Raw genomic sequence first — 12,870 nt, forward strand, 5'->3', positions numbered from 1 at the left:
GGGTTTCTCCTAGGGGAGCCGGGGATCGATGACGGCCTTGAGCTCGCCGAGCCGGGACATCGACTCGATGCGGTCGGAGGCGCCGGAGAGGCCGACGGGCGTGCTGAACAGCTCGTCCCACGGCATCCGGTCGGCGAAGGTGCGGAAGAAGGACACCGAACGGTGGTAGTCGGCGATGTCGCCGTTGAGCGAGCCGACGACGGTGAGTTCCTTGCCCATCACCGTGCCCAGCGCGACGGGGGACGGTTCGGGGCCGGTGGAGCCGACGATGGCGACGGTGCCGCGTTGCGCGGCGAACGCCACTGCCTCCTCGCCGATGGTCGGGCCGCCGGCGAAGTCGAAGACGTGGTCGGCACCGCGTCCGCCGGTGAGCCGCTGGACCTGCTGGACGCGGTCCTGCGCGGTGCCGTCGACCGGGATCGTCGCGGTGGCCCCGAAACGTTCGGCGATCTTCAGCCGGTCGCCGGGACCGCCGATGGTGATCACCGCCCCGGCCCCGGAGATGCGTGCGACGGCGGTGGCGAACACGCCGAGCGCGCCGGCGCCCTGGACCACGACCGTCGCACCGGGACGGATGCCGCCCGAGCGCTCGACGGCCCGCACCACGGTTTTGCCCGCGCAGCCGGACATCGAGGCCCACGTGTCCTTGACGTCGTCGGGCAGGACGAGCTTCGCGGCGCCCGGCGTGACGTAGCAGTACCGCACGAGCCCGCCGGTGGCGTAGGGGAACGCGTCGGCGCGCTGGAGGAAGCCGTAGCCCCGGCTGTCGCAGGCGACCGGCTCCCGCAGGATCGTGCAGCCGTAGCACTTCCCGCAGGTTGATTCCGACCAGCCGATGCGGTCACCCGGCACGATCTCGCGGCCCAGTGCATCGGTGGTGCCGGGGCCGGTGGCCACCACTTCGCCGACCATCTCGTGGCCCAGCACCATCGGCAGCATGCCGGGAAAGGTCATCTGCCCGGACCACAGGTGCACGTCGGTCCCGCACAAGGTGGTGCAGGTGATCCGGACGAGGGCGGCGCCCGGTTCCGGTTCGTCCGGCAGCGGGAGCTCCCGCAGGGTGAGCGCGGACCCGTGTTCGGTGAGCACCGCGGCTTCGGTTCTGGTGGGCATGTTTTTAGTCTACAGTCGTGGAAGAAAAAGTCCAGGTCCGGGAGGAAACCATGTCGTCGCAACAAGTTCGTCCTTCGCTGGTGGTGCGCGGCGGGCCGATCCACACCTTCGACGCGGCGGGTTCGGTGGTGGACGCGCTCGCCGTGCGGGACGGCCGGATCGTCGCGGTGGGGGACGACGTGGTCGCCGGGCCGGACACCGAGGTGATCGAGCTGGCGGGCCGGACGGTGCTGCCCGGTATCAACGACTCGCACCTGCACGCGGCCTGGCTTGGCGCGCGTTGGCCGGAGACGCTGCTCGGCGGGTTCACCGGTGATGCGGTGGTCGAGCCTCGGGCCGCGATCCTGCGGGCGGGGGAGGTGTGTGCTTCGTTGGGGATCACCAGCTATACCGAGCCGGGGTTGGGGCCGGGGGAGACCGGGTGCTTCGCGCCGGAGGTGCTCGAGGAGTACGCGGTGTTGGCCTCGGAGGGGTTGCTGCGGGCCCGGGTGACGGTGTTGCGGTTGTTCGGGTTGCTGGACGGACCCAGTTCGCTGGCCGGTTTCGAGCGTGGCCTGGCGTCGGCGGTGCCTTCGGCGGATCCGTTGTGGGTCAGTGTTTCCGGGGTCAAGATCTTTGCCGACGGCATCCCGCCGATGCGGTCGGCGTGGACGCACCACTGTTACGCCGACGGTTCGCACGGGTCGCTGCTGCTCGACGAACGCGAGTTGCCGGTGATGATCTCGCTGGCGCACGAGGCGGGGTTGGTGGTCGGTGTGCACGCGACGGGGGATCGTGCCGTCGAGGCGGCGCTCGGGTCGTTGCGGCGCGGGGATCATGTGGTGCACGGGGATTTGGTGACGGCGGAGCAGTTGGGGCGGATGGCGTCGCGGGGGATCGGGTTGACCACGCAGCCGGCGATCGCGGAGGCGATGCGGGGGATGGTGGCCGACGCGCTGGGTGCCGAAGCCGGTGCTCGGGCGTGGCCGTTGGCGGAGATGCTGGCTTCGGGGGTGTCGCTGACGTTGAGCAGTGACGCACCGGTGGTGACGCCGGATTGGCGGGTGCATCTCGCGGCGGCCGGGCGGCTGCTGGGGGTGTCCGGTGTGGACGGTTCGTTGCTGGGGCGATTGTTGCGCTGTTACACGACCGCGGCCGCCGAGCAGGATGGTGCGGCGTCCTGGAAGGGATCGCTGACGGTGGGCCGGGTTGCCGACTTCTGCGTCCTGGATGCGAATCCGTTCGGGGTCGCCTTCGAGGACCTGCCCGGGGTCGGCGTCGAACTCACGGTGGTCGGCGGCCGGGTCGTGTACTCAGGTGAGCAGCTGCCCGCCGTCGACCTGGAGGCTCACGCCGGTGAGGTGGCCGGCGTCGGCGGAGGCGAGGAACAGCACTGACGGCACCACGTCGGCGACGGAAGCGATGGTGCCCAGGGGAATCCTCGCTTCCCAGGCCGCGCGGGCCGCGGTGTCGGCGGCGAACCCGGCGGTCATCGGGGTGAGCACGGGGCCGGGGGCGACCGCGTTGACGCGGATGCCGTGCGGTGCCAGTTCGAGTGCGGCGGAACGGGTGAGCGCTTCGACGGCGGCCTTGGTGGCTTCGTAGTGGCCGAGGCCGGGAGTGGGCTGGCGGGCGCCAATCGAAGAGATGTTGACGATGGTGCCGCGGGTGCCGTTGGCGACCATGTGCGCGCCGACGGCTTTGGTCATCAGGAAGGTGCCGCGGAAGTTGACGCGGACGCAGTGGTCGAAGACTTCGGGGTCGAGGTCGATGAGAGGGGCGGCGCCGGCGGCGAGGCCGGCGTTGTTGATCAGGACGTCGATGGGGTCGTGGTGTGCGATGGCAGCCTCGACCTGGTCGGCGTCGGAGATGTCTAGGGTGACGTATTCGGCGAGGCCGGTGGGTTTGGCGAGGTTGGTGGATTCGGCGAGGTCGGTGGATTCGGCAGGGTTGGTGGGTTTGGCGGGGGCGGCGGATTCGGCAGGATCGGTGGGTTCGGTTGCGAGGTCGGCGATGATTACGCGGTCTCCGGCGGCGAGGAAGGCGTCGGCGATGCCTCGGCCGATGCCGCTGGCGCCGCCGGTCACCAGTACTGTTCGTTTCATTCTACGATCGTAGACGAAAGGGATGATGTGGTGGAGAAGCAAAGCGGGTTGGGTTTCGGCACTTCGCTGCTGGGACTGGGATCCTGGAACACCTGGGACCGCATGGAGTTCGGCGACGCGGTGGCGTTGCTGCGACAGGCCGTCGATGCCGGGGTGACGTTGTTCGACGTGGCGCACTACAACATGGGGCCGCATGCCGAGCAGTCGCGTACCGACGTGATTTTCGGCCGGGCGCTGCGCGAAGCCGGGATCGGGCGGTCGGAGTTCCAGTTGTGCGGGAAGTTGTGGCTTTGGGACTATCCGCGGGTCGGGTTCGCGGAGCAGTTGGATGTTTCGTTCGAGCGGGTGGGGGTGGAGGCGGCTGAGGCGGTGGTGGTGGGTGATTACTTCGGCCCTCTTGATGTGCCCCGTGTGGTGACGGAGGTGGCCGAGCAGGTTCGGGCTGGGCGGTTTTTGGTGTGGGGGGTGAACAACTGGCGGGCCGCTGATGTGGTGCGGGCGCTGGAGTTCGCGGAGGCGGAGGGAGTGCCGGGGCCTCGGTTCGCGCAGTTGAAGTACAGCGTGGTGCGGCGGTCGATGGCGGAGGGGGCGTTCTATCGGCGGTTCTTCGATGCGGGGTTGGGGTTGCAGGCGTCGGATGTGTTCGAGGGTGGGGTGCTGCTGGGGCGGGAGCCGTCGCGGAAGATCGGGGCGGATGTGGGTGGGATTCGGGAGTCGATCAGGGCTGCGGCCGAGGTGGTGGGTAGGGCGGCGGCTGAGTTCGGGGTGAGTCCCGCGCAACTGGCGATTGCGTTTTGTCTGGCGTTTGAGCCGGTGGCGAATGTGTTGTTCGGGGTCAGTCGGGTGGGGCAGTTGATGGACAACCTTGGGGCGGTGCGGTTGGCGGCGGAGTATGGGGGTGAGGTGCGTTCGGCTGTGGGGTCTTTGTGGTTGGATGCTGCGGTTCCTGCGGATGGGGCGTAGGACCCCGCCCCGGTCTTTTGGTGTGACTACGGCGAAGGCCCCGATGTCAAGGCGGGAAAGATGCCTTGACGTCGGGGCCTTCGCCGTGTTTTGGGCGGTGGTGTGTGTTGGGTGCGCGGCCGCCCCTCGGTATTAAAGGAGGAAATTCAGGGTGGTGGCTTTGAATTCTGGGCTGCGTAGGGTGCCGCCGTGGTCGCTGGGGATGTGGGTCAGGGTGGAGCCTGGGATCAGGGTGGTGAGGTGTTCGATGCCGGTGGTTATGGGGTCCTTGGTGCCTGCGACGAAGTGGGTGGGGACGGTGAGCGGGGTGGGGGTAAAGGGCTCTTGGCGCAGGCCTTCGATGCAGCGGGCCAGGGCGGTGGGGTTTCGGCCCGGGGCCGTGATCATGTGCGCGATCATGGCGGTGAGGGGGTCGGAGGGAGGTTTGCCGCTGGCGGCGAAAGATCGGACTGCGTCCAGGTCGACGGAGCTGAAGGGTTCGGTGGGGCTCAGGCCGCCGAGGACCAGGCGTCGGATGGGGGCTTGTGCTGGGAGGTCCCAGGCCAGTCGTGCGCCCAGGGAATAGCCGACGACGTCTACTTCGGACAGATCGAGGATGAGTCTGGTCAGGTCGGCGGTGATTGTTTTGGGGGTGGGTGGGTCGACGGGCGCTGGGCTGGAGCCGTGGCCGGGGAGGTCTGGGATCAGGACTGAGCGGCCGGCGTCGGTGAGAACTGCGGGCCAGCCGGTGGTGATCCAGTCCGTGTGACCGTCGGAGGCGAAGCCGTGCAGCAGCAGGACGGGTGGGCCGGTCACCGTTTCCGGGGTGAAGCGGCGCACGGCCAGTGAAATCGACAAATCATTCCTTCCTCAGGTGCGGGCGGGGCGGGTGCGCAGGTGCTGCAACTCGCTCAGCGTCCGGGCGCGGGCGTCGACGGCGATCCGCAGTGACGAACCGATGAGGTTCAGCAGGAACACGCAGATCATGATGGTCACCCCGGGCACCACCACCAGCCACGGCGCCACCACCAGGTAGCTGCGGCCTTCGGCGATCATGTTGCCCCAGGTCGGCGTCGGCGGGGCGATGCCGAGGCCCAGGAAGCTCATCGCGCCGTCGACCAGCATCGCCGCGGCCGACAGGATCACCACCTGCACCAGGGCCAGCGGGAGCACGTTCGGGAACACGTGCACCACCAGGATCTTCGCCCGGCTCATGCCGGACACCCGTGCGGCACCGATGTAGGCGCGCCCGGCGATGCCGAGCACGCGGCTGCGGATGACCCGGGCGGTGAACGGGGTGAAGATCACCGTCAACGCGATCAGCTCGGTCCAGATGCTGGCCCCCAGCGAGATGGCCAGCGCCATCGCCAGGATGATCGCCGGGAACGACATCCACGCGTCCATCACCCGCATCAGCACCGCGTCCGCGGCCCGGTAGAAGCCGCTGACCAGGCCGATCACCAGGCCCGAGAACGCCGCGCACAGGGTGATCAGCGCGGACAGCCCGAGCGAGGCCCGCCCGCCAGAGACCAGTCTGGCCAGCACGTCGCGGCCGAACGAGTCGGTGCCGAGGGGGTGCGCGGCCGACGGCGGCAGCAGCCGGTTGACCGGGTCGGTGGCGCTGACGCTGGGCAGGAAGAACGGCAGCACCACCACCGCCACCACGATCAGCGCCAGCAGGGCGGACGAGACCACCAGCAGGCGGTTGCGCCGGAATCGGGTCATGCCACCCGCACCTTCGGGTCGAGCAGTGCGTACGACAGGTCCACCAGCAGGTTGACCAGGACGAACAGCACCGCGACGAACAGGGTCACGCCCTGGATCAACGGGAAGTCGCGGGTGGACACCGCGCCCATCAGCAGGTGGCCGAGGCCCGGCACGACGAAGATCGACTCGATGATCACGATGCCGCCGACCAGCATGGCGAAGTTGCTGCCCAGCTGGGTGATCAACGGCATCAGCGCGTTCGGCAGCACGTGCTTGAGCATCACCTGCCGTTCGGACAGGCCCTTGACCCGCGCGGTGCGCAGGTAGGCCAGCGGCAGTTCGCCCAACAGGCTTTCCCGCAGCGTCAGCACGAACAACGCGGTCTGCCCGATCACCAGCACGGTCAGCGGCAGCACCAGCGCGGGCACCGCGGTCGCCGGGTCGGTGAACAGGTTCTCGTACCCGCTGGACGGGAACCACCGCAGCGTCACCGAGAACACCAGCACCAGCACCAGCGAGATCCAGAAGTCCGGCACCGCCATGCCGAGCGAGGACAACCGGTCGAGGCCGCGTGCCACCGGGTTGCGCGGCGAGACCGCCTGCCACGAGGTGATCGCCACCGACAGGAAGAAGCTGATCACCGTGGACAGCACGGCCAGCGTCAGCGTCGGCACGATGTGCTCGGCGACCACGCCCAGCACCGGCGCGTGGTAGGTGATCGACGTGCCGAAGTCGCCCCGCAGCACGTTGCCCGCCCAGCTCAGGTACTGCTCCCACAGCGAGCCGTTGAGCCCCATGCTTTCCCGCAGCGCGTCCACATCGGACGGGCGGGCGGTCGGGCCGAGGATGGCCTGCGCCGGATCACCGGGGATGAGCCGGATGACGAAGAACATCATCGTGCCGACGATCACCAGGATGATCAGCAGATCGCGCAGCCTGCGCAGCAACAAGCCGGTCATGCCGGTCATGACGCCAGCCAGCTGTTCCAGAAAACGCGGTAGAAGTCCCCGTAGCCCTTGAGCTTCGGCGAGTACGCCGCGTACAGCTTCGACTGGCTCAACGTGATCACCGACAGCTGCTGCCAGGTGAACGCCTGGAACTTGTCCACCACCGTCTTCGCCTGCGCCCGGGTGGCCGAGGCGTTGTACTCGGCCATCAGCGCGTCCAGTTCCGGCGAGGACGAGCCGTTCAGCGTGCCCAGGGTGAGCGCGGGCATCTGCGCGGGTGAGGTCAGCGCCGAGTCGAAGAACAGCGTGGTCAGGTCCCAGCCACCCGGTTCCTTGGTCAGCGTGCCCAGCATGGTGGCGAAGTCGAAGGTGTCGATCTTGGTGGTGATGCCCAGCTTGGACAGTTCGTCCTGGATCAGCACCGCCCACTTGCCGAACTCGGGGTAGGAGTTCGTGGTGACGATGCGGATCGTCGCGCCGGCGTTGATCCCGGCTTCGGCCAGGAGCCGGCGTGCCTTCTCCGGGTCGCGCTGGCGGTAGATCTCGTCGCCGACGGTGGAGTAGAACGCCTGGTTGTCCGGGGAGGCGAAGGCGCCGGTCTCGATGGTCAGGTCCTTGCTGCCGCCGGTCGCCGCGTTGATCGCCGGTTTGTCCAGCAGCAGGTTCAGCGCCTGCCGGGCACGGGGATCGGCGAAGCGCGAACCGGGGTTGAAGTTCGGGATGATCACGTTCTCGTTGCCGCCGGGGAGGTTGTGCACCACCAGTGCCGGGTTCGCGCGCAGCGTCTCGTACTGGTCGTTGGTCGGCATCGCGTGGTCCCACTGGCCGGTCTGCAGGCCGTTGATCAGCGCGTCCTGGTCGCCGACCACCTTGTAGGTCACGGTGTCCAGGTAGGCGTGCTTGGCCCCGGCCTGCCCGCCCCAGTCCTCCTCGGTGCGCGACAGGTATCCCGCGTGGCGCTCCAGCACCAGCTCGCGGCCGATGTCCCAGCTCTTCAGCTTGTACGGCCCGGTGCCGATCGCCTTGTCCTGGCCGAACCCGGTGGGCGGCAGCCCGGCCAGGTTCTTCGCCGCGTAGATCTCGGTGCCCGCGCCGGCCAGTTCGTCGATCAGCGGGTACCGCGGCCGCTTGAGGTGGATGGTCACGGTGCCCGCGTCGGGCGCGGTGATCGAGTCGATGTCCGGGGAGACCAGCTGCCCGGTGCGATGACCCTGCTGCCAGCGCTGGAGGCTGGCCACCACGTCGTTCGCGGTCAGCGGGCTGCCGTCGTGGAAGGTCACGCCCTGGCGCAGCCGGAAGGTGTAGGTGAGCCGGTCGTCGCTGGTGGTGTAGTCCTGCACCAGCATGGGCCGCGCGGCGAAGGTGCGGTCCACCTCGAACAGCTTCTCGTACATCATGTTGCCGATGTGCGCGGTCACCTGGCCGGGATTGGCGACCATGTCCAGCGACTGCGGATCGGTGGGCACCGCGACGTTGAGGTTGCCACCGCGCACCGGCGGGCCGTCGGCGGCCGGGCCGCCACCGGCCGCTCCCATGCAGGAGCTGAGCAGTACGGCGCTCACCACGCCGAGCACGACCGAGGTCAGGGTTCGTCTCATGGGTTCCGCAATCCTGTGTTGGCGGTCTGGGGGAGCCGGGGGAGTTCGGGGTTCGCCGCGAGCAGGCGGCGGGTGTACTCGTGGCGCGGGGCGAGCCGGATCTCGTCCGGGTCACCGGTCTCGATCAGCTCACCCCGGTACATCACGCCGACGCGGTCGGCGACCGAGAGCACCAGGCTGAGGTTGTGCGTGATGAACAGGAAGCTCAGCGCCCGGGTGGCCCGCAGTTCCAGCAGGAGGTTCATCACCTGGCCCTGCACCGAGACGTCGAGCGCGGAGGTCGGCTCGTCGGCCACGATCAGGTCCGGTTCCGCGGCGATCGCGCGGGCGATCGAGACCCGCTGCCGCTGCCCGCCCGAGAGCTGCGACGGCAGTTTGACCGCGGTCCCGGCGGGCAGGCCGACCTCGTCGATCAGCTCGGTCACCCGGCGATCCAGTTCGGCGCCGCGCAGGCCGGTCAGCTCCCGCAGCGGTTCGGCGATGATGCGCGCGGCGGTGTGCCGGGGATCGAGCGAGCTCTGCGGGTCCTGGAAGATCAGCTGGGCGCGGCGGCGGAACGCGCGTTCGTCGCCGTCGAGCCCGGACGGGGTGCACCGGTGCGCGCCGAAGGTGATGGTGCCGGCGGTCGGCGGTTCGAGCGCGCTCACCAGGCGGCCGAGCGTGGTCTTGCCCGAGCCGGATTCCCCGACCAGGCCGAAGAACTCGCCGGGCGCGATGGTCAGCGACACGTCCTTGACCGCGTGCACCTCCGGTTCGCGGTTCAGCGAGAACCGGCCGCGTCTTCCGTACACTTTGGACACGGAGTCGATGACCAGCGTGGTGCCGGAGTTCGTCGCACGTGACTGGGTCAGCGTCCGGGTTTCGGTGGTCGCCGCCGATCCGCCGTTCATGGCGGCTTCCAGCAGTGCCTCGGAAATGGTCGGGAACCCGTCGCGCCTGCTCACCCCGAGCTGGGGCACGCAGTCGAGCAGCGCCTTGGTGTACGGGTGCCGCGGCGCGCCCAGTATGTCCTCTTTGGACCCGAGTTCGACCAGCCGTCCCCGGTACATCACCGCGATCCGGTCGGCCACCTGCGCGGCCACCCCCATGTCGTGGGTGATGAACACGCAGGCCGTGCCGTGGTCGCGGCGGACGCGGTCGAACAGGGTGAGGATCTCCGCCTGCGTGGTCACGTCGAGCGCGGTGGTCGGCTCGTCGGCGATCAGCAGGCTCGGATCGGCCATCAGCGCCAGCGCGATCATCACCCGCTGCTGCATCCCGCCCGACATCTGGTGCGGGTACAGCGAAAAGACGCGGTCGGTGTCGGTCAGGCCGACTTCGGTGAGCAGCCCGCGAGCCTTCTCCACGGCTTCGCGGTGCAGCGGCGTGCCCTTGCGCACGGCCTGGCGTGGCAGCGATCCGGGCCTTCGGTAGGCCTCGACCAGCTGCTTGCCGACGCGCTGGCTGGGGTTGAGCGAATCCAGGGCCTCCTGGAAGATCATCCCGATGCGCGGCCCGCGATAGGCCCGCATCTCGTCGGCGGACAGCTTCGTCAGGTCCACACCGTCCACAGTGATCTCACCGTGGGTGCGCACCGGCGCGACGAACTCCAGCAACCGGATGATCGACAGCGCGGTGACGGTTTTCCCGCTGCCGGACTCGCCCACCACGCAGAGCGTCCGGCCTTGGTCGAGATCGAAGGAAAGCTCGCGGACCAGTGCGCGTTCGTCGGTGCCGCTGAGCAGTCCGACGGTGAGGTCTCGCAGTTCGAGCAGGGTCATGAAATCCCCTTCCTCGTGCCCGCCCCAATGCGGACCAGGGGGTAGTTCTACGCATGTTGACACCGGGGGATCAGCCGTGTCAATGGTTATATTCTACAAACGTAGGAAGTTGGTATCCGCCCGGTTTTGCTTGGCATGCGGGGAAAACTGGCACTGGCTTCTTTCGTCTACGTCTGTAGAATCTCGTCGGGTTCAAGCCGAAGGAGGACGCTCGTGAGCGAGCCGACAAGCACCAGGAGTCCCGAGCGGATCGTGGACGTGGCCGTCGGGTACATGGCGGCCAAGCAACTGTTCGCGGCGAGCCGGATCGGGCTGTTCGCCGCACTCGGCGGTGGTCCGCTGACCGCCGGCGAACTGGCGCTCAAGACCGGCAGGCCGGAGAACATCACCAGGATCCTCGCCGACGCCATGTCCGCGCTGGGCCTGCTGTCCCGTGTGGACGGACGGTACGAGCTGACCGCGGACACCGCGGCCTATCTCGGTGGCGGCGAGCTGGACCTGGCGCCGTTCCTGACCTTTCTCGAAGAGATCAGCTACGGGCACTGGCTGCAGTTCGGCCGCACCGCCGACACCGGCGAACCCGGCGAGCTGGACATGGACGACCAGCGCTGGGGCACCTTCCTGAACGGGGTGATGACCTACAACGCGCTGCACGCGAAGATGCTGGCGGCGGCGTTCGACTACACGCCGTACCGGAAGCTGCTCGACTTCGGCGGGCTGTCGAGCGCGTTCGCGGTCGAAGCCATGACGGCCAACGCGGACCTGCACACCACCTTCGTGTTCGACCCGCGATCGGTCGAGCCGGTCACCACCGCGGTGGCCGAGGCCGGGCTGGCGGACCGGGCGGAGGTGGTCGGCGCGGAGACCGCGACCGCCCAGCCGGCCGGCCGGTTCGACCTGATCATGGTCAACCACGTGGTGCACCGGTTCACCGCCGAGCAGAACGCGGTGATCCTGCGCCACGCCCGCGCGGCCGCCGCGGCCGGCGCCCGGTTGCTGCTGCTCGACTTCTTCCTCGACGAGGACGAGGTGCAGCGCCCGATCGACGCCCTGCACGCGGGGGAGTACCTGGTGATCGACGGAACGGTCGTCTACCCGGAGACCGAGGTGCGCGCGTGGCTCGCCGACGCGGGCTGGCGGGTGGCCGACCGGCTGACCCTGCCGGGCAGCCCGCGGGTGCTCGTCGCGGAAGCGGTGTGAGCATGACCCTCGATCCCGCTGTCCGGGAACTGCTCGCGCGCAGTGCCCCGGCCGAAGCCCCGGCCGGGCCGCCGCCGACCGCCGCCGAGCTGCGGGCCGCCTTCGACGCCGCCTGGCGGCGCCCGGAGTCGGTCGAGCCGGTCGCCTCGGTCACCGACCACCAGGTGCCCGGCGGGGTGCGCGTCCGGCTGTACCTGCCCGAGTCCTCGACGCCGGTGCCGGTTTTCGTCTGGATCCACGGTGGCGGGTGGACGATCGGCTCGATCGACGAGAACGAGGTCGCCTCACGCGCGGTGTGCAACGCGGCGAAGGTCGCGGTGGCCGCGGTGGACTACCGCCTCGCGCCGGAGCACCCGTTCCCGGCGGCCCCCGACGACTGCTACGGCGTGGTCGACTGGCTGGCGGCCGGTGGCGCGGGCCCGGCCGTGAACCCCGCGCGCATCGCGATCGGCGGGGAGAGCGCGGGCGGCAACCTGTCCACTGTGGTCTCGATGATGTCCCGTGACCGGGGCGGGCCGAGGCTGGCCGCGCAGGTGCTCGTCTGCCCGGTCTACGCCCACCCCGACGACGGCTTCGCGTCCTATGCGGACTACGCCGAGGGCTTCGGCATGACCGCCGGGGCGATGCGGTTCTTCTTCGAGCAGTACGTCACCGATCCGGCGCAACTGGACGATCCGTACCTGCTCCCGTTGCGGGCGGCGGACCTGACCGGCCTGCCGCCGGCGCTGGTGATGACCGCTGAGTACGACGTGCTGCGCGACGAGGGTGAGGAGTTCGCCCGTCGCCTGGCCGCCACGGGCACCCCGGTGGAGCTGACGCGGTACACGGGCCAGATCCACGGTTTCTACGGCCTCTACACCGACCTGCCCGCTTCTCCGCGGTCACACGCGCAGGTCGCCGGCTACCTGCGCGCGGTGTTCAAGGACGCGTGAGGCGGTCGAAAAAGGACTCCAGGTGCGCGCGTTGCAGTGCGACCGTGGAGAACTCGCCGCTGACCAGGCTCATCACGTTCGCCCCGGCGTTCAGCAGGACGATCTCGTCGACCAGCTGCTCGTCGGGGGTCGTGGTGAGGATGTCGCCGTCTTCGCGGCCCTCGGTCAGGTACCGGTGCAGCAGGCCACGCCACTCGCGCACGTGCTCCAGGTACTTGTCGTGCAGCTTCTGGTTGGTCAGCGACAGCTGCCAGAAGGTCAGCAGCACCCGCCCGGCGGCGATGCGCTCCTCGTCGATCGGCATCGACGACACGCACAGCTCCCGCAACGCCACCAGCCCGCGCAGTTCGTCCAGCTCCACATAGGTGCGCATCATGCCGAGCGCGCGCTCGTAGGTGGCCTCGATGATGTCTTCCTTGCTGGGGAAGTACAGCTTGAGCGCGCCGTTGGCGAAGCCTGCCGCCGCCGCGATCTCACGCATCGTCGCGGCCTCGATGCCGCCCCGGGTGATCAGTTCCCAGGTGACGTCGACGATCTCGCTGCGACGCTGGTCGTGATCGATGATCTTCGGCATCGGCGCACCTCCC

Annotated in this window: 12 protein-coding genes; 4 read left to right on the top strand and 8 right to left on the bottom strand. The window is 69.1% G+C overall.

Annotation, left to right across the window (positions count from 1 at the left end; all coding sequences use genetic code 11):
- Positions 1 to 9: 9 nt before the first annotated feature.
- On the bottom strand, positions 10 to 1,113 hold the full coding sequence (locus tag JYK18_RS28620) for a zinc-binding dehydrogenase (protein WP_206806550.1): 1,104 nt from the start codon (positions 1,111 to 1,113) through the stop codon (positions 10 to 12).
- 50 nt (positions 1,114 to 1,163) lie between these two features.
- Between JYK18_RS28620 and JYK18_RS28625 the strand changes: the two genes are divergently transcribed.
- Entirely contained in the window at positions 1,164 to 2,489 is a 1,326-nt protein-coding gene (locus tag JYK18_RS28625; protein WP_206808179.1) for an amidohydrolase, read from the top strand.
- Here JYK18_RS28625 and JYK18_RS28630 read toward each other — a convergent pair.
- Positions 2,406 to 3,182: an SDR family NAD(P)-dependent oxidoreductase gene (locus JYK18_RS28630; protein WP_206808178.1), complete on the bottom strand. Its 777-nt coding sequence runs from the start codon at positions 3,180 to 3,182 to the stop codon at positions 2,406 to 2,408. The two genes, JYK18_RS28625 and JYK18_RS28630, sit on opposite strands and share 84 nt — an antisense overlap.
- Before the next feature lie 42 nt (positions 3,183 to 3,224).
- Here JYK18_RS28630 and JYK18_RS28635 point away from each other — a divergent pair, with 42 nt between their 5' ends.
- The gene (locus tag JYK18_RS28635) at positions 3,225 to 4,160 is read left to right on the top strand and encodes an aldo/keto reductase (RefSeq protein ID WP_206806551.1); all 936 of its coding nucleotides are present in this window, start codon (positions 3,225 to 3,227) and stop codon (positions 4,158 to 4,160) included.
- A 132-nt stretch (positions 4,161 to 4,292) separates the two neighbouring features.
- On the opposite strand, the gene JYK18_RS28640 is transcribed toward JYK18_RS28635, so the two are convergent.
- The 5 genes from JYK18_RS28640 to JYK18_RS28660 are packed head-to-tail and all read right to left on the bottom strand — an operon-like array spanning position 4,293 to position 10,151.
- Positions 4,293 to 4,997, bottom strand: a complete 705-nt coding sequence (locus JYK18_RS28640; RefSeq protein ID WP_242582179.1) for an alpha/beta fold hydrolase — start codon at positions 4,995 to 4,997, stop codon at positions 4,293 to 4,295.
- A 12-nt stretch (positions 4,998 to 5,009) separates the two neighbouring features.
- A complete protein-coding gene (locus tag JYK18_RS28645) occupies positions 5,010 to 5,864 on the bottom strand; it encodes an ABC transporter permease (protein WP_206806552.1) in 855 nt (284 codons plus the stop codon).
- The gene (locus JYK18_RS28650; protein WP_242582181.1) at positions 5,861 to 6,814 is read right to left on the bottom strand and encodes an ABC transporter permease; all 954 of its coding nucleotides are present in this window, start codon (positions 6,812 to 6,814) and stop codon (positions 5,861 to 5,863) included. Before JYK18_RS28650 ends, JYK18_RS28645 begins: the two co-directional genes overlap by 4 nt.
- Positions 6,811 to 8,391, bottom strand: coding sequence for an ABC transporter substrate-binding protein (locus tag JYK18_RS28655; protein ID WP_206806553.1), 1,581 nt, complete (start codon positions 8,389 to 8,391; stop codon positions 6,811 to 6,813). Before JYK18_RS28655 ends, JYK18_RS28650 begins: the two co-directional genes overlap by 4 nt.
- A complete protein-coding gene (locus JYK18_RS28660) occupies positions 8,388 to 10,151 on the bottom strand; it encodes an ABC transporter ATP-binding protein (RefSeq protein ID WP_206806554.1) in 1,764 nt (587 codons plus the stop codon). The genes JYK18_RS28655 and JYK18_RS28660 overlap by 4 nt, the downstream gene beginning before the upstream one ends.
- Before the next feature lie 213 nt (positions 10,152 to 10,364).
- Here JYK18_RS28660 and JYK18_RS28665 point away from each other — a divergent pair, with 213 nt between their 5' ends.
- Complete coding sequence (locus tag JYK18_RS28665; protein ID WP_307796107.1) at positions 10,365 to 11,351, top strand: methyltransferase dimerization domain-containing protein; 987 nt, start codon at positions 10,365 to 10,367, stop codon at positions 11,349 to 11,351.
- Positions 11,348 to 12,283 (top strand): alpha/beta hydrolase, encoded by a 936-nt coding sequence (locus JYK18_RS28670; RefSeq protein ID WP_206806556.1) that lies wholly within the window; start codon positions 11,348 to 11,350, stop codon positions 12,281 to 12,283. The genes JYK18_RS28665 and JYK18_RS28670 overlap by 4 nt, the downstream gene beginning before the upstream one ends.
- Here the strand turns inward: JYK18_RS28670 and JYK18_RS28675 are convergent.
- Entirely contained in the window at positions 12,270 to 12,857 is a 588-nt protein-coding gene (locus JYK18_RS28675; protein WP_206806557.1) for a TetR/AcrR family transcriptional regulator, read from the bottom strand. The two genes, JYK18_RS28670 and JYK18_RS28675, sit on opposite strands and share 14 nt — an antisense overlap.
- Positions 12,858 to 12,870 lie beyond the last annotated feature (13 nt).

Source organism: Amycolatopsis sp. 195334CR, from assembly GCF_017309385.1.
Taxonomy (GTDB): domain Bacteria; phylum Actinomycetota; class Actinomycetes; order Mycobacteriales; family Pseudonocardiaceae; genus Amycolatopsis.

Excerpts from the sequence above, each read along its gene's own strand:
- JYK18_RS28620 (WP_206806550.1), bottom strand. The coding sequence starts at position 1,113 with ATGCCCACCAGAACCGAAGCCGCGGTGCTCACCGAACACGGGTCCGCG.
- JYK18_RS28625 (WP_206808179.1), top strand. The coding sequence starts at position 1,164 with ATGTCGTCGCAACAAGTTCGTCCTTCGCTGGTGGTGCGCGGCGGGCCG.
- JYK18_RS28645 (WP_206806552.1), bottom strand. The coding sequence starts at position 5,864 with ATGACCCGATTCCGGCGCAACCGCCTGCTGGTGGTCTCGTCCGCCCTG.
- JYK18_RS28650 (WP_242582181.1), bottom strand. The coding sequence starts at position 6,814 with ATGACCGGCATGACCGGCTTGTTGCTGCGCAGGCTGCGCGATCTGCTG.
- JYK18_RS28655 (WP_206806553.1), bottom strand. The coding sequence starts at position 8,391 with ATGAGACGAACCCTGACCTCGGTCGTGCTCGGCGTGGTGAGCGCCGTA.
- JYK18_RS28660 (WP_206806554.1), bottom strand. The coding sequence starts at position 10,151 with ATGACCCTGCTCGAACTGCGAGACCTCACCGTCGGACTGCTCAGCGGC.
- JYK18_RS28675 (WP_206806557.1), bottom strand. The coding sequence starts at position 12,857 with ATGCCGAAGATCATCGATCACGACCAGCGTCGCAGCGAGATCGTCGAC.